The sequence below is a fragment of the Streptomyces sp. NPDC051921 genome (assembly GCF_040680975.1).
Lineage (GTDB): Bacteria > Actinomycetota > Actinomycetes > Streptomycetales > Streptomycetaceae > Streptomyces.
Window position 1 is genome coordinate 1 of sequence record NZ_JBFAXU010000031.1, and the last position, 19,504, is coordinate 19,504.

Consider the following 19,504-nt stretch of genomic DNA (forward strand, 5'->3'; position numbering starts at 1 on the left):
CCACGAACCGGCCCGCGGTCAGGCCCGGCTGCCCGGCGTACCCGTGCGCGAGGCCGACGCCCGCCATGTACAGCTCGCCGATCACCCCGGGGGCGACCGGACCGAGCTGCTCGTCGAGGACGTAGAGGCGCTTGTTGGACAGTGCCCGCCCGACGGGGATGGAGGCGGAGCCGGCGTCGTCCTCGGTGATGCGGTGGGCGACGGTGAAGATCATCGACTCGGCCGGCGAGTAGCCGTTGACCAGCCGCACCTGCGGGAACTCCCGCACCAGGCGCGTCACATGGGCGACCGAGGCCGCCTCGCCGCCCGTCATCACCTGCCGGAGACCGGCGAAGACGCCCGGGTACTCGTCGAGGAGGAAGTTGAGCAGGCTCGCCGACACGTGCATCGTCGTCACGCCGTGCTCCGCCACCAGGCGGGAGATGACGGCCGGTTCGGGCCGCTGCCCCGGCTGCAGGACACAGGTCGCGCCGGTGAGCAGCGCCCCGAACAGCTCCAGGGCGAAGGCGTCCCACGAGACGGGGGCGCACTGCAGCCACACCTGGCCGGGGTCGAAGTCCACGTACCGCTGGCCGGCCAGGGTGCCGACGATGGCCCGGTGCGGGGAGACGACGCCCTTGGGCGTGCCCGTCGAGCCGGAGGTGAACATGACGCAGGCCGCGTCCGCCGGGCCGGCGATCCGCTCCACCGGGGAGGCGTCCAGGGCGCCGATCGCGTCCGCGTCCCGGTCCAGGACCAGCTCGTCGAACCCGGCGAGGCGTCCCGCCAGGGCGCTCTCGGTGACCACGAGCCGGCCGCCGGTCTGCCCGAGCACCGAGGAGACGCGCTCCACCGGGAACTCCGGGTCGAGGACCGTGTACGCGCCGCCGGCCTTGAGGACGCCGAGGACGGCCACGACCAGGTCCACCGAGCGCGGCAGGTACACGCCCACCACGTCGCCGCGCGTGACGCCCGCGGCGAGGAGATGGCGCGCGAGCCGGTTCGACCGCGCCTCCAGTTCCCCGTACGGGATCCGGGCCCCGCCGGAGACGAGGGCCGGCGCGTCCGGCGTGGCCGCCGCCTGCCGGGCGAACACCTCGTGCACGCACGACTCGGCCGGGAACCGCGCCTCGCCGCCCGCCCACTGGGCGAGCAGGGTGGTCCGTTCCTCCGCCGACAGTACGTCCCAGCTGCCCACCGGCAGGTCCGGTGCGGCGAGGGCCTGGGTGAGGACGCGGGTGAGGCGCTCCATGAGGCGCTCCACCGTGGGCCGGTCGAAGAGGTCGGTGGCGTACTTGAGCAGCACGCTGATGCCGGCCGGCTCGCCGCCGGGGCCGAAGGTCTCGGCGAGCTCGACCGTCAGGTCGAACTTGGCCACGTCCAGCTCGACGACCTCGGTGGCGGTCGACGTGAGGCCGGGCAGCTGGAGGGCCGGCGGCTCGTGGCTCTGGAGCAGCAGCATGATCTGGAAGAGCGGGTGGCGGGCCAGCGAGCGCGGCGGGTTCAGCTCCTCCACCAGACGCTCGAAGGGCACGTCGGCGTGCGCGTACGCCTGCAGGTCCGTGACCCGTACCCGCGCCACCAACTCGCGGAAGGTCGGGTCGCCGGACACATCCGAGCGCAGCACCAGCGTGTTCACGAAGAAGCCGACGAGATCGTCGAGCGCCTCGTCCGTGCGCCCCGCCACGGGCGTGCCCAGCGGCACGTCCGTGCCCGCGCCGAGCCGGGCGAGCAGACCGGACAACGCGGCCTGGACGACCATGAACACGGTCGCCCGGGACTCCCGCCCGAAGGCCGTGATCCGCCGGTGCAGGTCCGCGTCGAGCGAGGCGCGCAGCACTCCGCCGCGGTACGAGGGCGAGGCCGGCCGGGGGCGGTCGAAGACCAGGGGCAGCTCGTCGGGCAGGCCGTCCAGGGCCGTCCGCCAGTGGTCGAGCTGACGGCGGACCGTGCTCTCGGGGTCGTCGGCGGCGCCCAGCAGGTCCTCCTGCCAGAGCGTGTAGTCGGCGTACTGCACCGGCAGCGGCTCCCAGATCGGCGCGCGGTCGGCGAGCCGGCTCTCGTAGGCAGCGGCCACGTCGCGCAGGAGGGGGCGCAGGGACCAGCCGTCGGTGGCGATGTGGTGCATGGCGAGCAGGAGCAGGTGGTCCTCGTCGGCGAGGCGGAACAGGTGCACGCGCAGCGGGAGTTCGCGCCCGAGGTCGAAACCCTGGGCCGCGGCCCGGCGCACGGCGTCCGGCAGCGCGTCCTCGGTGACGGACGTGACCGCCCAGGGCACGGTGCTCTCCGAGGCGTCCAGCGTCTGCTGGCGCGGTTCGCCGTCGACCTCGGGGAAAACCGTGCGCAGCACCTCGTGCCGGGTCACGACGTCGTGGACCGCCGCACGCAGCGCCCGGGTGTCGAGGGTGCCGCGCAGCCGGACCGTCAGGGGAACGTTGTAGGTCGGGCCGGGGCCCTCGACCTGCTGGAGGAACCACAGCCGTGCCTGTGCGTAGGAAAGCGGAGTCATCGGTCTTCCCATCGGTCTTTCAGGGACGGTGGCGGTGGTCAGGCCGCGCCGGTCAGCGAGCTGCTCGGGCGGATGTCGGTCCAGTGCTCCTCGACGTACGCGAGGCTCTCGGCGCGGCCGGCCGGGCCGTGCACCTGGCGCCAGCCCTCGGGCACGTCGGTGCGGGCGGGCCAGATCGAGTGCTGGTTCTCGTGGTTGACCACGACGAGGAACTCGATGTCGTCACGGTCGAAGGGGTTGGTCATGACGGACTCCTCCTCGGATTCCGGATTCCGGATGTCGGGGGTACGGGTCGGGCCGGACGCGGCCGCGACCGCGGCGTGCGGGTCAGACGAGCAGCGCGTGCGGCTGCCGGGCCAGCGCGTGCTCGGCCGCCAGGGCGAGCCTGAGCAGCGGTCCCTCCCCGGCCGGGCCGAACAGGGAGATGCCGACGGGCAGTCCGCCGTGTGCGGCCGGCACGGTGACGTTGGGTCTGCGGGCGAGCGCCGGCAGCGTGGAGCTGCCCGGGGAGTACGGGTCGCCGAGCTGGTGGTCGACGAGCCAGGCGGGCTCGTTGGTGGGGGCGACGACGGCCTCGACGCCGTACCGCCGGAGGGTGCCGTCGAGCAGTTCCACGGCGCGCTCCACCGCCCGGGCCCGGCCGCCCTCCGCCTTGGCGCGGTCGGCGTCGGACAGGCCGAGGACCGTCTCGAACAGGTCCTGGCCGAACAGGGAGAGCTCCACCGGGTCGGCCCGGTTGGCCTCGACGATCTCGGCCAGGGTGCGCGGCACGCCGTCCCGGCCGGCCAGGTACTTCTCCAGGCTGGGCGTGAACTCGGCGTACATGGCGCGCAGTCCGTCGACCAGGATCTCCCGGTCGATGTCGATCTCGACGTCGACGACGGTGAACCCGGCGGCCCGCAGGGAGCCGGCGGCGGCGTCCAGGACGGCACCCACCTGGGCCGGCATCCGCGGCACCCGCCACAGGCCGAGCCGCCGTCCCGCGCCGCCGATCGCACCGAGGGCCGAGGCCGAGGCCGCGCCGGACACCGGGGCGCCCGACACCGGGGCGCCCGAGGTGAGGACGTCGAGGGCGAGGGCGGCGTCGGCGACGCGCCCGGCGAGCAGCCCCACCGAGTCCTCGGTGTCCGACACCGGGACGACCCCGTCGAGCGGCAGGGTGCCGGGCCTCGGCTTGAGGCCGACGACCCCGCAGATCCCGGCCGGGCTGACGATCGAGCCGTCCGTCTCGGCACCGAGTGCGAGCGGCGCCATGCCGGTGGCCACGGCCACCGCGGAGCCGGACGAGGAACCCGAGGCGGTGCGCTGCGAGGAGTACGGGTTGAGCGTCTGTCCGCCGACCGCCGACCAGCCCTCGCAGCCCTGCGTCGTACGGAAGCTGGACCACTCGGTGAGGTTGGTCTTGCCGAGGACCACCGCGCCGGCCCGGCGCAGCCGCTCCACGACCGTCGCGTCCCGGACGGGCGGGGCGGCGGCGAGCAGCCGGGAGCCGGCCGTGCTGGCGAACCCGGCGGTGTCGATGCTGTCCTTGATCAGGACGGGGATGCCGTCGAGCGGGCCGAGCGGGGTGCCGGCCGCGTAGCGCCGGTCGGCCTCGGCGGCCTGCTCCAGGGCGGTGGCGTCGATCGCGAGGACGGCGCCCAGGACGGGGTTGACCGCGGCGATGCGGTCCAGGCACAGGCGGGTGAGGGCGGTGCTGGTGAGGGTGCCGCCGCGGAGCCGTTCGTGCAGGTCGGGGAGGGCGGGGAAGCCGCTGACGCGTGGGACCCCGCGCGGGTTGTCAGCCAAGGCGGGCGCTCCTCAGGGTCGGGGTCAGCGCGATGATCGCCGTGGACGCGAGGCACAGGGCGGCGAAGACGCGCAGGGTGGGGGCGAAGCCCAGCCAGTCGAGCGACATGCCGTAGACGGCGTTCGCCAGCGGGGCCGCACCGAAGATGACCAGGGACAGCACGGCCATGACACGACCGCGCACCTCCGCCCCGGTCCACTGCTGCGTCAGGGAGACGAGGATGACCCCCGAGAGGCCCGTGACCAGGCCGAGGACCAGATACAGGGCGAGCCCCGCCGCCAGCCCGTCGACACTGCCGAGGGCGGCCAGGCAGGCCGCGGCGAGGGCGGTCTCCGCCATCAGGGCGATCCCGACCCGCTTCGCCTTCGGCAGCAGCATGGTGACGAACGAGCTGGCGACGGCACCGACGGTGTAGGCGGTGAGCAGATAGCCGGCTCCCGCCGCCCCCGTGCCGGCCCGGTCCGACAGCACGACCAGGCCGAGGTTGACCGGCGGGGCGCAGCTGAGCTCGCTCAGCGCGAGCACGACCAGGATGAGGCCGAGGTGCCGCTCGCCCCGCAGGTAGCGCAGGCCGAAGGTGAGTTCGCGCAGGAAGGGCTTGCGCTCCGGTGGCGGCGGCACGTCGTGGACGAGTTTCACCTTGGCGCTCGCCAGGGCGGACACGGCGTAGCCGACGGCGTTGGTGAGGGCGATCAGCGGCAGGCCGCCGAGCGCGATCAGGGAGGCGCCGATCGGTCCGCCGGCCGCCTGGCCGCCGCGCAGTCCGAGGACGAACAGGGCGTTGCCGCGCAGCAGATGGGCCTCGTCGAGGAGCAGCGGCTTGATGGCCCCCGACGCGGGGATGAAGAAGGCGCTGAGCAGGGCGATCAGGGCGGCGGTGGCGAAGAGCAGCGGTACGGACGGGCTGGTGAGGAAGAGCAGCCCGGCCGCCCCGACCATCACCGCGCAGCGCGCCAGGTCGGTCAGGACCATGAGTCGGCGTGCCCCGGTACGGTCGGCGAGGACGCCGCCGCCGAGCAGCGCGATCATCCGGGGCAGCGCGGCCAGGGCGAGCAGGGTGCCCGCCGCGGCGGCGCTGACCTCGCGCGACAGGGTCCAGGTGAGCGCCACGTACCAGGCGGCGTCGCCGAGTGCGGAGAGCCCCATCGCGCCGGTGAAGGTGAGGTAGTTGAGCCCCAGGTAGTGGCCGGCGGACCGGCCGGCGGGGGCGGTGGCGGTCTCGGTGCCGGTGTCGGTGTCACTCATGGGCGACGGCCTTCCGGAGGTCCCCGGCGACCGCCGGGACGAGCGGCTGGGGCGCCCACAGGTCCTCGGGGCCGAGTGCCTGCGGCGTGTACTTGCCCAGGGCGCTGATCAGCATCCGCAGCTCCAGGGCCAGGCAGTCGACCAGGTTGACCAGGCCGTTCTCGGCGTCCTCGGCGACCGCGACCAGTGCGCCGCGGCCGAGGCCGACGGCGGTCGCGCCGAGGGCCAGGCACTTGACGGCCCGGCTCCCCTCCCAGATCCGGCCGGAGGCCAGCAGGCTGCCGTCGGGGCGGCCGATACGGGTCAGGCACTCGCCGAGCGGCAGTCCGACCTGGGCGAGGAAGGCGCGCGGCGCCCAGCCGGAACCGCCCTCGGCACCGTCGACGGTGACCGCGTCGGCGCCGGCGGCCCAGGCGACGGCCGCGGCGTGGCCGATGTCCCGGCCGGGGTGCAGCTTCACCCACACCTTGGCGCGCGGGTAGTTGTTGCGCATGAGGTGGATCTGCTGCCGCAGGATCTCGTCGGTGAAGGTGCCGGGGCTGCTGCAGCGCAGGACGCGCTCGGCCTCGGTGCCGTAGACCGGCTCGATGGCGTACTGCTCGTCGACCCGCCGCGCCTCGGCCCGGTCGAGCACGGTGAGTCCGCCGAGACCCGGCTTGGCACCCTGCCCGGTCTTGAGCTCGAAGGCCAGGCGTCCGCTGTCGAGGAGCGCCTGGGCGCCCGGGTCGCTGTAGACGAGGTTCCACACCTCGGCGTCGGCGTCCTCGGTGCTCTGCTGGACGACGAGTCCGCCGAGGCCGTCGGGGAGCTCCGCGGTGTAGGCGCGGACGCGGTCGAGGACGGTGCGCCCGCTGTCCTCTCCGGAGCGCCCGTACCCGGCGATGGGCATGATGTTCTCGCCGACGCCCATGGGGATGCCGAGTCGCCCGGCCTGCCGGCTGAGGGCCAGCACGTGGTCGGTGCCGGCGGCCCTGGTGGAGCCGAAGGCGGACAGGTAGACGGGCAGCGGTGAGGTGAACCCGCCGATCGCGGTGCGGAGTTCGACGTCCGAGTGGAGCGGCTCGCGGCCCAGGTCGATGAGCTTCTCCAGGCGCAGCGGCATGAACACCGGCGGGGTGATCCGGAGCGCGTCGAGGGCGTCCTGGCCGGTGCCGTCCGCGGTGTCCTGGCCGAAGGCGGTGCTTCCGTAGGCGGCGAGGTCGGGGAAGGCGGCGGCGGTGCCGAGCCGGGCCCGCTCGCGTATCCGCTCCTCGGGGAAGGCGGGGGTGCGGAATCCGGTCACGGCGACACCCGTCCCGGGAGCTTGGGGAAGGCGTTGGCCTGCCAGGCGGCGTCGAGTCCGGTGACGTAGCGGGTGAGCCGCTCGACGCCGATGCCGAAGCCGGCCGAGCCGGGGATGCCCTCGCGGACCATGGCCAGGTACCAGCCGTACTTCGCGGGGTTCTCGCCGGTCTCGCGCATCCGGGTGACGATCCGGCCGTAGTCGAACTCGCGCTCGCTGCCGCTGCACAGCTCGCCGTAGCCCTCGGGGGCGATCAGGTCGAAGTTCCGCAGCACGCCCGGCTGTTCGGCGCTCTCCCGGTCGTAGAAGCCGCGGGATCCCTTGGGGTAGTCGGTGAGGAAGAAGGGCCGGTCGGCGGCCTCGGAGACGATGACCTCGCCCTGCCAGTCGATCTCGGCGTCCGGGCTCTGCGGGTGGCCGGCGGCACGCAGCTCGGCCACCGCGTCGGCATGGGTGCGGCGCCCGAAGGCCTCGCCCAGCAGCGTGTCGAAGGCGCCGGTGTCCCGCCCGAGCAGCTCGAAGTCCTCGGCGCACTCGACGATCGCGCGGCCGATCATGTGCCGGACGAGCTCCTCGACGACCTGGGTGATCCGGTCCCGGGAGGCGCCCGCCATCTCGACGTCGATCTGGTGGAACTCGGCCAGGTGACGGCTGGTGTTGGCGGTCTCCAGCGGCTCCATGCGCACGTTGGGGGCGATGCAGAAGATCTTGTCGAAGGCGAGCAGCGAGGCCTGCTTGTACAGGATGGCGCTGGTCATGAGCTTGTACTTGTGGCCGTAGAAGTCCAGGTCGACCTGCTTGGAGCCGCGGATGCCGGGGTCCGTGACCGGGCCGATGATCGGCGGCATCATCTCCGCGAACCCGGCTCCGGTGAGGTACTCGCGGGCACCGGCGAGCAGCTGCTGCTGGATCCGCAGCGCGGCCCGGGTCACCGGGGAGCTGAGGTGCTCCCGGGGGTCGGCGGGCGGCAGCAGCTCGCCACGGTTCGCCGTCTCGGGTGAGGTCAGGGTCATGATGTCGCGTCCTGTCGGTTGAGTTCGTGGGCGTCGGAGGCGTCGTGGACGTCGGAGGCGTCGTGGACGTCGGAGGCGTCGTGGACGTCGGAGGCGTCGTGGACGTCGGAGGCGTCATGGACGTCGGAGGCGTCATGGACGTCGGAGGCGTCATGGACGTCGGAGGCGTCATGGATGTCGGAGGCGTCATGGACGTCGGAGGCGTCCTGGGCTCGTGGGCGCCTTGAGGGGTACGGGCGGGGGCGTCGGGCGCTGCCCTGGGGGCCGGGCCCTACGGCAGGAGCGCCGGCTGGCGGCCGGCCACGGCGCGGCGCGGGTCGCCCGCCTTCAGGGCGAGCTCGTCGTAGGTGCGCTGGACGTGGGAGAGCGAGCTGAGCAGCGCGTCCGACGTCATCCCCGCGCCCGGGGTGATCTCCGCGACGTCCGCGATCGGCATCGCGCCGATCGCGGTCCAGCGCAGCCGGCCGTCGGTGTCGACGCGGGCGCGGGACCGGCCGGGGTTGTCGGGGTGCAGGCAGAAGGGGACGTCGAGCAGGCCCCGGCCGAAGGCGCGGACGAGGGCCCGGCCGATGTCGGGGTCCAGGTCGAGGACGGTCTGCACGAGCGTGCGGGCCTCGTCGTAGATCCCGGACTCCAGGGCCGCGGGCGGCCGACTGCCCGGCAGGACACGGGCGCGTTCGTCCGCGGCCGCCGCCGAGGCCAGTTCGAGGGCGGTGACGTTCTCCTCGACGGTGGGGATGCGGTGCGCCTCGGCGGCCGTCTTGACGATGAGCCGGGCGGCGCCGGCCCTGGTCGCGAGGCGGGCCGCCCGGTCCAGGAGCAGCAGCGCGCCGTCCTCGGTCCGCGGGTACACGCCCATGTACGCGTACAGGACGATGTGCCAGTCCACGTCGGGGAGCAGTTCGCCGGCGAGGCGGCCGAGCGCGCGCAGCGCCTCCTCGTCCTGGGCGGTGCTGGTCTGCTGGGCGTAGCTCAGCGAGACGCTGCGCAGTCCGTGGGCGCGGAAGAACACCGCTTCGAGGACGCTGAGCGCCACGAGCAGGCCCGGCGGGCAGAGTTGGCCCATCATGCAGCCGCCGAAGGTCTCCAGGTGGGGCTCCTCGCCGGCGTCCCGGAGCCGGGCGAAGACCTCGCAGCAGCGGGACCAGCTGTCCACCGACCGGGTGAGCGGGGCGCGGCTGTAGGGCAGGCAGTACGAGACGGGGCCGCCCTCGGTGGCGGTGAGCCCGGAGCCGACGAGCGCGCCGAAGATGGCCTCCGGCTGGGCCGAGCCGTGCCGTACCTGCACCGGGAAGCCGGGGTCCATGACGCCGTCGAGGACCCCACGGGTGAGGTGGGTGCCGTGGTTGACGATCGGATAGCCGTTGAGGGCTCCCCCGGCGGCGAGGGCCCGGCGGGCGGCCTCGATGTCGTTGACCCGGGTGTAGCTGTCCAGGGTGATGGTGCCGACGGTGGTCGCCGTCGCGTGCTTGGTGGCGAGCAGGCCGCGGCGCATCTCGGCCGGGTCGCTCATCCCCATGCGCGGCTGGACCACGAGGTCGCCCACGTCCTGGGCCTCCTTGACGAAGGCCCCGAAGCCGCCGCTCATGCCGTCACTCTCGCCATCACTCTGGGCGGAAGCGCGCGGACGAAGCCCTGGAACCGTGCGATGCCCGTGCCGTCCTCGAAGACGGCGTCGAATCCGGCGGCGCGCAGCTCCTCCAGGGGGCCGTGGTCGCCGCCGCCGGTGATGCCGAGCTTGCCGCCGATGACGACCGGGGTCTCCCGGAGCTCCGGGCAGTCGCGGAGCCGGCCGATGACCCGCAGGCCGTCGTGGTGGCCGTGGCCGTTGACGCTGCTGATGACGACGAGGTCGGGGCGCAGCCGGCGGCACTCGTCGACCATGAGGTCGTCCGGGACACAGGCTCCGAGGTTGGTCACCTGGTGGCCGAGCTCTTCCAGGAGGAGCTGGAGGTAGATGAGGTTCCAGGTGTGCGAGTCGGACGCGACGCTGGTGACCACGACGTGCAGGGCATTCCTGGCGGGGGGTGCCCCGGCCTGTGATAGCTGCATATCAACCTTCAGAAGGGAAGTCCGAGGGAACGAGGGCCGCGAGGGACCGCGGGCCCTTCGAGCGCGGGCCGGCGCCGGATCGCGGCGCGCGGGGTGCGGGCGGGCCCGGCCGTCAGCCGAGCCGGCGCTCCAGGAAGGCCACGCCGCGGTCCACCGAGACCAGGCGCCAGGCTTGTCCGGCCAGGTCGTTGAGGGCGCGTGACCACTCGCCGTCGCTCGAGTCGGACGCGAGCGAGTCGAGCAGGACGGTGCTGTACTCGTAGGTGCGGGGGCCTGCGGAGGACGGCCGGTCGATCAGGTCGGGAGGACGGGTACGGGTACCGCTGGTCGCGTCGGCGGGCGTGTCTGCGGGTGTGTCTGCGGACGCGTCGGCGAATGCGTCAGCGGGTGCGACGGCAAGTGCGTCGGTGGGTGTGTCTGCGGACGCGTCGGCGAATGCGTCGGCGGTGCGGGGCGGGGGGCCGCTCCGGGCGGCGGCGGCCCGTTCGAACTCCGTTCGTCGGGCCGGATCGAGCCGGAGGGCCTCGGCGAGCAGGCGGACGGTGTCCCGTCGGGGGCGTTCCGCCCTCCCGTGCTCCAGGTCGCGGACGGCCCGGACGCTGAGGGTGGCGAAGTCGGCGAGCTGCTGTTGGGTGAGCCCCTCGGTCGCCCGGTAGGACTGGAGGAGCGTCGCGAAGCGTGCGGGCCGTTCGACGACAGACGTGCTCATGTCACCTCCAGGAGGGGCGGGGCGGCTCGGCGCCGGGGTTCACTCCCAGCCCGTGGTGTCCTTGCCCGTGGACGGCGTGGCGGTCGGCGCCGGCGTGGCGTCGGCGGTGATCCGGGTGTCCGCCGTCGTGCCGGTGGCGACGAGGCCGGCGCCGCCCAGGGCGGGCAGGGCGACGAGGGTGACGACCGCGGCGAGCTTGGGGAAGAGGACACGGCTGCGAGACACGACGTACTCCTTTGGCTTCTGAGGGTCTGCTGACGGCGCTTCCGGCCGGTACGTCCCGCGGTGACGGTCCCGGCCACCGACCGCCCCGGCCGTTCGTTCCCGGCCGGTGCGCTGTCGGTGAGAAGAGATTCGCCCGGGGCCGGGGCCCCTGTCAGCAATCCGCGATGTCCTGATCCGGCAATCGCATAGACCGTCCATCGTGACCTGCGGAATCGCGGAGCCGCTCGAAGTACTCCCCCACGATGGCGCCCGAACTACTGGTGATCCACGCACCCTTGAGGACCGGAGAGGCCCGCACGGCACGCTGGACGACGGCGAGCGCCACGCTTTCCGCGATCAAGAGGGATTCGGCCGGCACGAAACAGCCGACGGTGACGGAGCCGGGTCCGGCGGGGTGGATGCTGAAGTGTTCCACGCGTTCCCCGGGGGTTACCTGCCCGGAAAGAATTCGCACGAGCACATCCCGTTCGGGAAGGGCCTCGGGTGATCGAATGCGAACGTGCACGAGAATCATCCGTCGAGCGTCGGACGGCGGCACACCCGGCATCAAGTGCCAAACCGGGACCATTGAGGCCATGGCCGGAATATGCCATGCCGCCGCAAGGGCGGACCAGTTGCACGGCCCGCCGGGTTCCGCGATCCTCCTCCTGACGCACACACTGTGCACACACTGCGCAGAAACGCTTCATCACCCGCCGCGCACACGCCAGCGACAGTCTTGACCGACACAAACGGGGAACCTCTTGCTGCATGTCCTGGGGTTAGACGAAACCTGCACACGGGTCTATCGGGCGATACTCGCCCATCCACAGGCCGATCTGCTCGATCTTCAGGGCCCGTTGAACCTGACAGAGAACGAACTTCGCGACGCTCTTGACAAACTCAGTGAACTGGCTTTGGTAAGAACGCCTTTCGACAGTCCGCACACATTCCGCGCGGTCAATCCGGAGATGGCGATTCAGGCCCTCATGGCCCGCCAGGAAGAACGCGTCGCGGCCGAGCAGCACCGGATCGAACAAATCCGACTGGCCGCCGCGCAATTGGCCGCGGATTTCACCACGTCCAGGGCGCATCAGAACATCGACGGAATCGAGCGGCTCGACGGCCTGGAGGAGATCAGGGACCGCATCCGGCTCCTCGTCCGCGACGTACGCGAGGAGGTCCTCGCCCTGGCCCCCGGCGGCGGCCAGCAGGCGGCCAACATGGCGGCGGCCCGCCCGCAGGACCAGGCGCTCCTCGAACGCGGCGTCCGCATGCGGACCCTGTACCTCGACAGCGTCCGCAACAGCCCGGCGACCGTCTCCTACGCGAAGTGGCTCTCGGAGCACGGCGGCGAGGTGCGCACCGCCCCCTCCCTCCCGGTCCGGCTGACCATCCTGGACCGCAGGATCGCCATCGTCCCCGTCGACGACGAGAACACCTCGGCCGGCGCCCTGGTGCTGACCGGAACCGGCACCCTGACCGCGCTCGGCGCGCTCTTCGACACCATCTGGACCCGCGCCACCCCGCTCGGCACGCCGACCCGCGAGCGCGACGCGCACGGCCTGAACGCCCAGGAGCAGGCGGCACTCCACCTCCTCGGCCAGGGGCTCACCGACGAGGCCGTGGCCAAACGCCTGGGCGTCTCGCCCCGCACGGCGCGCCGCATCGCCGCCGACCTGATGGAACTCCTGGGAGCCCGCAGCCGCTTCCAGGCGGGCTGCCGTGCGGTGGCCAAGGGCTGGCTGCCGGCCGACCTCTGCTGATCCCGCGCATCGGCAGGGCAGGGCGCCGGACCCGGGGACCGGCGCCGTACCGGCGGACGCGCCGCAGGGCCCCTCCAAGAGCCGCTCTACGATGAGGCGTCCAGAGGGAAGGGTGGGTCACAGGTGCTGGTCGCGGACCGATATCGGCTCCAAGTGTGTGTCGGACGTGGCGGCATGGGCGAGGTGTGGCGGGCGACCGACGAGGTGCTCGGGCGCGATGTGGCCGTGAAGCTGATGCTGGGTCACGAGCACGACCCGTCGGCGGCCGACCGTTTCCGCCTGGAGGCGCAGACCGCGGCCCGGCTGAGCCATCCGCACGTGGTCGGCGTCTTCGACTTCGGGACCTGGGACGGAAAGCTCTACCTGGTCATGGAGTTGGTGCAGGGCGACAGCCTGGCGGCCGCCCCGGGGCGGCCCGTGTTCCTCTCCGCCGAGCAGGTCGCGACGGTGGCCGCGCACGCGGCGGCGGGCCTCGCCGCGGCGCACCGGCAGGGCGTGGTGCACCGGGACATCAAGCCGGGCAACCTCCTGAGGGACTCCGACGGCACCGTGAAACTGGCCGACTTCGGCATCGCGCGCTTCGTCGACGACCCCTCGGCCGCACTCACCACCACCGGGCAGATCGTCGGTACGGGGCTCTACCTGGCGCCCGAGCGGGCCCTGGGGAACCCCGCGTCGCCCGCCTCGGACGTGTACTCGCTGGGCTGCGTGCTCTACCAACTGCTCACCGGGCAGACCCCGTTCCGCGCCGACACCGCGACCGCGCTGCTCTACCAGCACATCGACACCCCGCCGACGCCGCCGCGGCAGCTCGGCACCGCGATGCCCGCCGCGTTCGAGGCGTTCCTGCTGACGCTGCTCGCCAAGCAGCCCGAGCAGCGGCCCGCCGCGCAGGCCATCGCCGACTGGTTCGCCTCCGGCTCCTGGCGCGACCAGCCGCTGCCGCTCCCGCAGGCGGTGCCGCCCGGCCCCGCCCCGACCGGGCACCGGACCGCGCCCCCGCCCAGGGCCGTCCCGCCCGCGCACCACGCCGGGGCGCAAACGACGCACCGGCCCTCGGCGCACCGGCCCCGGGCGCACCACCGGCCGCCCGCGCCGCAGCCCGGCCGTCCGCCGGTCGCACAGCCCGCGCCCCAGCAGGCCGCGGCACCCGCTCCCGCGCGGTCCCGCCGGGCCCAGGCTCCCGCCGAGAACCCGCTGGCCGCGATCTCACGGCGCCGCCCCCGCAGGACCGCCGCCGTGGCCGGAGCCGTCGCCTTCGTGGTCTTCCTGCTGATCGGGATGGCCTGGCTCAGCTAGCCGACACCGGCCGGTGCACCCGTCCGGTACGCCGGCCGGTGCTCCGTCCGGATGACTCGTGGGCGCGGCTCCCGGCGCGCGGCTCCCAGCTCCCGGCTCGAAGCGCGCGGCTCCCGGCGCGCACCTCCCGGCCCTCGGCTCCCGGCCCCCGGCTCCCGGCTCCCGGCTCCCGGCGGACCGCCCTAATAGATGCGGGGCGCCATGACATGCCCCTCGGGCTCCTCCGGCCCGAGCAGCAGGCAGCGCGGTACGCCCGGACCCGGGGTCGCGCGGATGCTCACGGGGATCGGCGGGTCGCTCGGCAGCTCGACGTGGACGGTGACCGGGCGGTCGTCACGCGTCGTGGCGTGGCCCGTCTCCTTGCCGTCCACCAGGACCTCGACGACCGGGTGGTGACCGGTCTGGACGGTGGCGCTCACCGAGTGGCCCCGGTACTCGATGTGGAAGTGGTGCCGAGCTCTCATGTCGTCGCCTCCGCGCAGAGCCGCTCCCTCCAGGGTAGGACGGTCAGACCGCCGCGGCGATGTACGCGAGCCCGCCCATGAGGACCAGCGCCCCGCAGATCGCCAGGTTGACGGTCTTGTACTGGAGGAAGACCGCCGCGAACTCGCGCATGGTCGCGCTCGGCCAGAAGTAGGCGGCGGTCGGCGAGCCGACCACCTGACCGTTGACCCCCGCCTTCCGGGCCATCAGGGCGGCCCGGAAGGCGTGGAAGTTGTTGGTGACGATCACGCACTCGGAACCGGGACGCTCGGCCTCCATCAGGGCGTGGCTGAAGAGCAGGTTCTCCTCGGTCGTGCGCGAACGGTCCTCGCGCACGATCCGTTCCGCCGGGAAGCCGCGCTCCACCAGGTAGTCGGCCATCGCGTGCGACTCGGGCAGCTCCTCGTCGGGGCCCTGTCCGCCGGAGGTGATCAGCAGCGGCTGCCGGTCCACCTCGCGGCGCTCGGCCAGCGTCGCGTACACCTCACGGCCGCGGTCGAGCCGGCTCGCGAGCAGAGGCGGTACGCGGCGGCCGCCGATCAGACCGGAGCCGAGGACGACGACGTAGTCGGCGTCGCGGCGGATGCGCATCCGGCCGTAGAGGAAGGCGTAGCCGACGAAGCAGAGGAAGAGGAAGGAGACGTAGCCGAGGACCATCAGGAGGGTGCCGACGACTATGCCGAGGGTCGTGGAGCGGGAGAGGACGGCGGCGCCCATCAGGCCCATCACGCCGAACATGCCGAGCCCGGCGAGCAGCGACAGCAGGTTGGCGGGGCGCCTGCCCTCCTTGCGGACCATCTTGACGCCGTTGGCGCACAGCAGCCCGGCCAGCGCCACCGGCCCGAGCGACAGCACGAGCAGCAGGATCACCACGACCGTCACGCCGACACCGGGCGGGGCGTCCGCCAGCCCGGCGAGCAGCCCCAGACCGAGGAACGTGACGGCGAGGCCCAGGTACACCGCGTTGCTGAAGCGACGCCGGTCGCGCAGCACACCGGCTCCGAACAGGAGGAGGAAGACGGCGGCCACGGCATAGGCGAACATGCCGTCATCGTAGACACCGTTGCCGACAGCCGGACTTGTTCCGCGGGGCGACCGCGCGGGCTCCGCTTCCGGGCGGGGAGGGCGACGGGTGCGGGTGGCTCCGATGACGGCGCCGCACCGCGGTCGGCCGCCGCACGCGCGCGTGGCGTGGTCCGCGGCGCGGGCCATCTCGCCTTCCCCGTGGCGGAGTTCGGTGCGCGCACCGCGCACCGCGCGTCGAGGCGTCCGGACGGACGGGCGCCGGACGCACCGCGTGCGGCCGGACGTCCACCGCCCGGGTCCTCCGAGGGACCGGTGCGGCAGGGCCCCCGGCGGGTCAGAATGGCGGGCATGGAGTTCGCCGTGTTCGTGACGCTGCCCGGTCTGGTCATCCTGCTGACCGCGATCGCCTTCGGCGATCAGATCCTGCGCGCCACCGGGCGGGGGCGGCGCGGCGGTCAGGTGTCGTCGACCGGCTTCGAGCAGCTCCACGCCACCTTCTCGCAGGGCAAGCAGAACGAGCTGAAGGAGCGGCAGAGCTCCCTCGTGATGCGCGACGACGAGGAGGACGGCGCCCCGCCGCACCGCTCCACGGTGGATCTGGCGGGCGGGCGCGCCGTCATCAGGCTCACGCCGCCGGCTACGCCTTCGAGGCCCTGATCGAGTACATCAGCGGGAAGCGGGGCCGGTCGGACGGGAAGCGGTAGTAGCCGTCCTCGTGGCGCGCGAGGGCCTCGAAGCGCGGGAACAGCGTCACGTCGTGCTCGTGCAGGAACTCGATCCGCAGCCCCGCCTTCGCGATCGCCGTGACGACCTCGCCGACCGGGTGCACCCACTCCACGCTGCGGTTGTGGACGGTGGCGGCGTCCAGGTCCGCGTACGTGCCGGACGAGGTGTCCACCCACGGCTCGCGCACGAAGTAGTCGTTGACCAGCCGGGTCGCCGTCTCGTCGTCGAACGAGTCGGTGATCGGGTGGAACTCGGCGACGTAGAGGAAGCCGCCGGGCGCGACCAGCGAGGCGGCCGTCTCCGCCCAGCGCTCGATGTCGGGCAGCCAGTTCAGCGCCCCGCCGCCGGTGTAGACGACGTCGTACGAGGAGTCCGGCACCGCCTCGGCCGCGTCGTAGGCGTCGGCGGCGACGAACGCGGCCCGCTCCTGCGACAGGCCGAGGTCGGCCGCGAGGGAGCGGGCGACGTCCACGGCCGGCTCGGAGAAGTCCAGGCCGACCACGCGGGCCGCGCCGTGCCGCGCCCAGGACAGGGTGTCCAGGCCGATGTGGCACTGGAGGTGCAGCAGCGAGCGTCCGGTGACGTCACCGACCTCCGCGAGCTCGAAGTCGCGCAGCGCGTCCTTGCCGGCGAGGAAGGCGTCGAGGTCGTAGAACTCGCTGGCGACGTGGAGGGGGACGCGCTCGTCCCAGCGGGCGCGGTTGGCCGCGTGCCAGTCGTCGGGGGTGGGTGCGTACATGCCCGGGAGGTTATCCACAGGCTGCGGACGGGGCGAACGATTTGTCGGCCGGGCGGAGCATGATGGCTGCATGACGGAGAGCAACGACAGCAGGGACAAGGACTTCGCCGCAGCCCCGGCCTGGGAGCAGCGCTTCCGCGCGCCTCGGGTCTCGCTGCCCGAGTGGGCCGAGGAGGCCCCGGACCGCTCGCTGTTCGTGTCGAACGCGACGGGGACGTACGAGCTGTACGCGTGGGACCGCGCGAGCGGCGCGCAGCGCCAGGTCACCGACCGGCCGAACGGCACGACGGACGGCACGCTGAGCCCGGACGGGCAGTGGATCTGGTGGTTCGCGGACACCGACGGCGACGAGTTCGGCGTGTGGATGCGCCAGCCCTTCGCCGGCGGCCCGGACGAGGCCTCCGTGCCCGGGCTCGCCGCGTCCTACCCCGCGGGCCTCGCCCTCGGCCGGGACGGCACGGTCGTGGTGGGCCGCTCGACGGACGAGGACGGCTCGACCGTGCACCTGCTGCGCCCGGGCGCCGACGCCCCCGTGGAGATCTACCGGCACCGGGAGTCGGCCGGCGTGGGCGACCTGTCGCACGACGCGCGGCTGGTCGCCGTCGAGCACACCGAGCACGGGGACGCGATGCACTCGGCGATCCGGGTGCTGCGCGCGGCGGACGCGTCGGTGCTCGCCGAGCTCGACGACACCAAGGGCGGCACCGAGGAACTGGGCCTGAGCGTGCTCGGCTTCGCCCCGGTGGCCGGCGACACCCGGCTGCTCGTCGGGCACCAGCGGCGCGGGCGCTGGGAGCCGATGCTGTGGGACGTGGCCACGGGCGCCGAGACCGACCTGCGGCTCGACCTGCCGGGCGACGTGTCGGCCGAGTGGTATCCGGACGGCTCGGGCCTCCTGGTCGTGCACAGCTTCGAGGCCCGCAGCGAGCTCTGGCGGTACGAGATCGGCACCGGCGCCCTGGTCCGGGTCGAGACCCCGGCCGGCACGGTGTCCAGCGCGACGGCCCGCCCGGACGGCTCCGTGGAGTACCTGTGGTCCTCGGCCGCCCGGCCGCCGGTCGTGCGCTCCACCGACGGCTCGGTCGTCCTCGACCCTCCCGGCCCCAAGGCGCCGCCGTCGGTGCCGGTGGAGGACGTGTGGGTGGAGGGCCCCGGCGGCCGCGTGCACGCCCTGGTGCAGCGCCCGGCGGAGGGCGAGGGTCCCTTCCCGACGGTCTTCGAGGTGCACGGCGGCCCGACCTGGCACGACAGTGACGCCTTCGCCTCCGGCCCGGCGGCCTGGGTCGACCACGGCTACGCGGTGGTGCGGGTCAACTACCGCGGCTCCACCGGCTACGGGCGGGAGTGGACGGACGCCCTGAAGCACCGGGTCGGCCTGATCGAGCTGGAGGACATCGCCGCGGTCCGCGAGTGGGCGGTGGCGAGCGGCCTCGCCGACCCGGAGAAGCTGGTCCTGGCCGGTGGCTCCTGGGGCGGCTACCTCACCCTGCTCGGCCTCGGTACCCAGCCGGACGCCTGGGCCGTCGGCCTGGCCGCCGTGCCCGTCGCCGACTACGTGACGGCCTACGAGGACGAGATGGAGGCCCTGAAGGCGCTGGACCGCACGCTGCTCGGCGGCTCGCCCGAGGAGGTCCCCGAGCGGTTCGCCGCCTCGTCGCCCCTGACGTACGTCGACGCGGTGAAGGCACCGGTGCACATCTCGGCTGGGGTCAACGACCCGCGCTGCCCGATCCGTCAGATCGACAACTACGTGGACCGGCTCGCGGCTCGCGGCGCCGTGCACGAGGTGTACCGGTACGACGCGGGGCACGGCTCGCTGGTGGTGGACGAGCGGATCAAGCAGGTCGGGCTCGACCTCGCCTTCGCCGCACGGCACCTGGGAACGCGGGGGACCCGGCCGACGGAGGACTGAGCCCGCTTGCGTACCGTGGGGGTGTGTACCGGTTCCTGAGAACGCCCCGCTGGTGGGGGATCAACGTCTTCGTCCTGCTGGCGATCCCGTTCTGCCTGTTCATGGGGACCTGGCAGATGGGCAAGTTCGAGGACCGCGTCGCATCCCACGAGGAGGCCGAGCGGCGACCCGACGCGGAGGCACGGCCCGCCGAGGCGCTGGACTCCCTGCTGCCGGTGGACAAGGAGACCTCGGGCCGTATCGCGCGGGCCAGCGGCCGGTTCGGGCAGCAGTTCCTCGTGCCCGGCCGCGAGCTGGACGGCCGCTCCGGCGCGTACGTCCTGACGCTGCTGAAGACGGACGGCGGCAAGGCCCTTCCGGTGGTCCGGGGCTGGCTGCCCGCGGGCGCGAAGGCGCCCGCCCCGCCGTCCGGCGAGGTCACCGTGACGGGCGCCCTGCAGGCCTCGGAGAGCGCGGGCACGAAGGGCGTGAGCGCGGCCGGCGGGCTGCCCGAGGGACAGCTCGGCATGATCAGCGCCGCCTCGCTGGTGAACGTGGTGCAGGACGACGTCTACGACGCCTGGCTCACCCTGACCCAATCCCCCGCCGGGCTCACCCCGGTGCCCGCGGCGGCCGCCGCGGGCACGAGCCTCGACATGAAGGCCTTCCAGAACCTGGGCTACACGGCCGAGTGGTTCGTCTTCGCCGGCTTCGTGGTCTTCATGTGGTTCCGGCTGCTGCGCCGCGAGCGGGAAGCCTCCCGGGACGCCGCCCTCGGGCTGTAGGCCGGGC

19 protein-coding genes and 1 pseudogene are annotated in these 19,504 nt (G+C 73.5%); 6 read left to right on the forward strand and 14 right to left on the reverse strand.

All coding sequences use genetic code 11. From position 1 onward, the window contains the following. The 6 genes from AB0M16_RS31930 to AB0M16_RS31955 form a co-directional block, all read right to left on the reverse strand. Nucleotides 1–2,488, reverse strand: a 2,488-nt coding sequence (locus AB0M16_RS31930; RefSeq protein WP_365349178.1) for a condensation domain-containing protein, incomplete at its 3' end; no start/stop codon positions are given. Between the two features lie 38 nt (nucleotides 2,489–2,526). Further along, the gene (locus AB0M16_RS31935) at nucleotides 2,527–2,733 is read right to left on the reverse strand and encodes an MbtH family protein (protein ID WP_365349180.1); all 207 of its coding nucleotides are present in this window, start codon (nucleotides 2,731–2,733) and stop codon (nucleotides 2,527–2,529) included. Between the two features lie 82 nt (nucleotides 2,734–2,815). After that, nucleotides 2,816–4,276 (reverse strand): amidase family protein, encoded by a 1,461-nt coding sequence (locus tag AB0M16_RS31940; RefSeq protein WP_365349182.1) that lies wholly within the window; start codon nucleotides 4,274–4,276, stop codon nucleotides 2,816–2,818. Next, nucleotides 4,269–5,522, reverse strand: coding sequence for an MFS transporter (locus AB0M16_RS31945; protein WP_365349184.1), 1,254 nt, complete (start codon nucleotides 5,520–5,522; stop codon nucleotides 4,269–4,271). The genes AB0M16_RS31940 and AB0M16_RS31945 overlap by 8 nt, the downstream gene beginning before the upstream one ends. After that, nucleotides 5,515–6,804, reverse strand: a complete 1,290-nt coding sequence (locus AB0M16_RS31950; RefSeq protein WP_365349185.1) for a glutamate synthase-related protein — start codon at nucleotides 6,802–6,804, stop codon at nucleotides 5,515–5,517. The genes AB0M16_RS31945 and AB0M16_RS31950 overlap by 8 nt, the downstream gene beginning before the upstream one ends. Continuing rightward, complete coding sequence (locus AB0M16_RS31955; RefSeq protein ID WP_365349187.1) at nucleotides 6,801–7,817, reverse strand: asparagine synthetase A; 1,017 nt, start codon at nucleotides 7,815–7,817, stop codon at nucleotides 6,801–6,803. The genes AB0M16_RS31950 and AB0M16_RS31955 overlap by 4 nt, the downstream gene beginning before the upstream one ends. A gap of 44 nt (nucleotides 7,818–7,861) precedes the next feature. Here AB0M16_RS31955 and AB0M16_RS31960 point away from each other — a divergent pair, with 44 nt between their 5' ends. After that, entirely contained in the window at nucleotides 7,862–8,044 is a 183-nt protein-coding gene (locus AB0M16_RS31960) for a hypothetical protein (RefSeq protein ID WP_365349189.1), read from the forward strand. Nucleotides 8,045–8,088: 44 nt separating this feature from the next. Here the strand turns inward: AB0M16_RS31960 and AB0M16_RS31965 are convergent, their stop codons facing one another. From AB0M16_RS31965 to AB0M16_RS31985, 5 genes and pseudogenes are all read right to left on the reverse strand, one after another. Continuing rightward, nucleotides 8,089–9,405: a methylaspartate mutase gene (locus AB0M16_RS31965; RefSeq protein ID WP_365349191.1), complete on the reverse strand. Its 1,317-nt coding sequence runs from the start codon at nucleotides 9,403–9,405 to the stop codon at nucleotides 8,089–8,091. Then, nucleotides 9,402–9,869: a cobalamin B12-binding domain-containing protein gene (locus AB0M16_RS31970; RefSeq protein WP_365349193.1), complete on the reverse strand. Its 468-nt coding sequence runs from the start codon at nucleotides 9,867–9,869 to the stop codon at nucleotides 9,402–9,404. Before AB0M16_RS31970 ends, AB0M16_RS31965 begins: the two co-directional genes overlap by 4 nt. Before the next feature lie 475 nt (nucleotides 9,870–10,344). After that, a pseudogene (locus tag AB0M16_RS31975) lies at nucleotides 10,345–10,578 on the reverse strand (helix-turn-helix transcriptional regulator); the annotation flags it as partial. A gap of 39 nt (nucleotides 10,579–10,617) precedes the next feature. Then, nucleotides 10,618–10,803, reverse strand: a complete 186-nt coding sequence (locus AB0M16_RS31980; protein WP_365349195.1) for a hypothetical protein — start codon at nucleotides 10,801–10,803, stop codon at nucleotides 10,618–10,620. 151 nt (nucleotides 10,804–10,954) lie between these two features. Beyond that, on the reverse strand, nucleotides 10,955–11,317 hold the full coding sequence (locus tag AB0M16_RS31985) for a hypothetical protein (RefSeq protein WP_365349197.1): 363 nt from the start codon (nucleotides 11,315–11,317) through the stop codon (nucleotides 10,955–10,957). Nucleotides 11,318–11,753: 436 nt separating this feature from the next. On the opposite strand from AB0M16_RS31985, the gene AB0M16_RS31990 reads away from it, so the two are divergent. Both AB0M16_RS31990 and AB0M16_RS31995 read left to right on the forward strand, forming a co-directional pair. After that, nucleotides 11,754–12,548 carry a helix-turn-helix transcriptional regulator gene (locus AB0M16_RS31990; RefSeq protein ID WP_365349199.1) on the forward strand — a complete coding sequence of 265 codons (795 nt, stop codon included), beginning with the start codon at nucleotides 11,754–11,756 and terminating at the stop codon, nucleotides 12,546–12,548. Between the two features lie 123 nt (nucleotides 12,549–12,671). Continuing rightward, complete coding sequence (locus tag AB0M16_RS31995; protein ID WP_365349201.1) at nucleotides 12,672–13,847, forward strand: serine/threonine-protein kinase; 1,176 nt, start codon at nucleotides 12,672–12,674, stop codon at nucleotides 13,845–13,847. A 182-nt stretch (nucleotides 13,848–14,029) separates the two neighbouring features. Here the strand turns inward: AB0M16_RS31995 and AB0M16_RS32000 are convergent, their stop codons facing one another. Then, nucleotides 14,030–14,311: a hypothetical protein gene (locus AB0M16_RS32000; protein WP_365349203.1), complete on the reverse strand. Its 282-nt coding sequence runs from the start codon at nucleotides 14,309–14,311 to the stop codon at nucleotides 14,030–14,032. Nucleotides 14,312–14,354: 43 nt separating this feature from the next. Next, a complete protein-coding gene (locus tag AB0M16_RS32005; protein ID WP_365349205.1) occupies nucleotides 14,355–15,374 on the reverse strand; it encodes a YdcF family protein in 1,020 nt (339 codons plus the stop codon). Nucleotides 15,375–15,704: 330 nt separating this feature from the next. Here AB0M16_RS32005 and AB0M16_RS32010 point away from each other — a divergent pair, with 330 nt between their 5' ends. Then, nucleotides 15,705–16,013 (forward strand): DUF6191 domain-containing protein, encoded by a 309-nt coding sequence (locus tag AB0M16_RS32010; protein ID WP_365349207.1) that lies wholly within the window; start codon nucleotides 15,705–15,707, stop codon nucleotides 16,011–16,013. Here AB0M16_RS32010 and AB0M16_RS32015 read toward each other — a convergent pair. Continuing rightward, nucleotides 15,994–16,821 carry a class I SAM-dependent methyltransferase gene (locus AB0M16_RS32015; protein ID WP_365349209.1) on the reverse strand — a complete coding sequence of 276 codons (828 nt, stop codon included), beginning with the start codon at nucleotides 16,819–16,821 and terminating at the stop codon, nucleotides 15,994–15,996. The genes AB0M16_RS32010 and AB0M16_RS32015 overlap by 20 nt on opposite strands. A 70-nt stretch (nucleotides 16,822–16,891) precedes the next feature. On the opposite strand from AB0M16_RS32015, the gene AB0M16_RS32020 reads away from it, so the two are divergent. Together AB0M16_RS32020 and AB0M16_RS32025 are read left to right on the forward strand one after the other, a co-directional pair. After that, nucleotides 16,892–18,733 carry a prolyl oligopeptidase family serine peptidase gene (locus tag AB0M16_RS32020; RefSeq protein WP_365349211.1) on the forward strand — a complete coding sequence of 614 codons (1,842 nt, stop codon included), beginning with the start codon at nucleotides 16,892–16,894 and terminating at the stop codon, nucleotides 18,731–18,733. A gap of 23 nt (nucleotides 18,734–18,756) precedes the next feature. Beyond that, on the forward strand, nucleotides 18,757–19,497 hold the full coding sequence (locus AB0M16_RS32025) for an SURF1 family protein (protein ID WP_365349213.1): 741 nt from the start codon (nucleotides 18,757–18,759) through the stop codon (nucleotides 19,495–19,497). Nucleotides 19,498–19,504 lie beyond the last annotated feature (7 nt).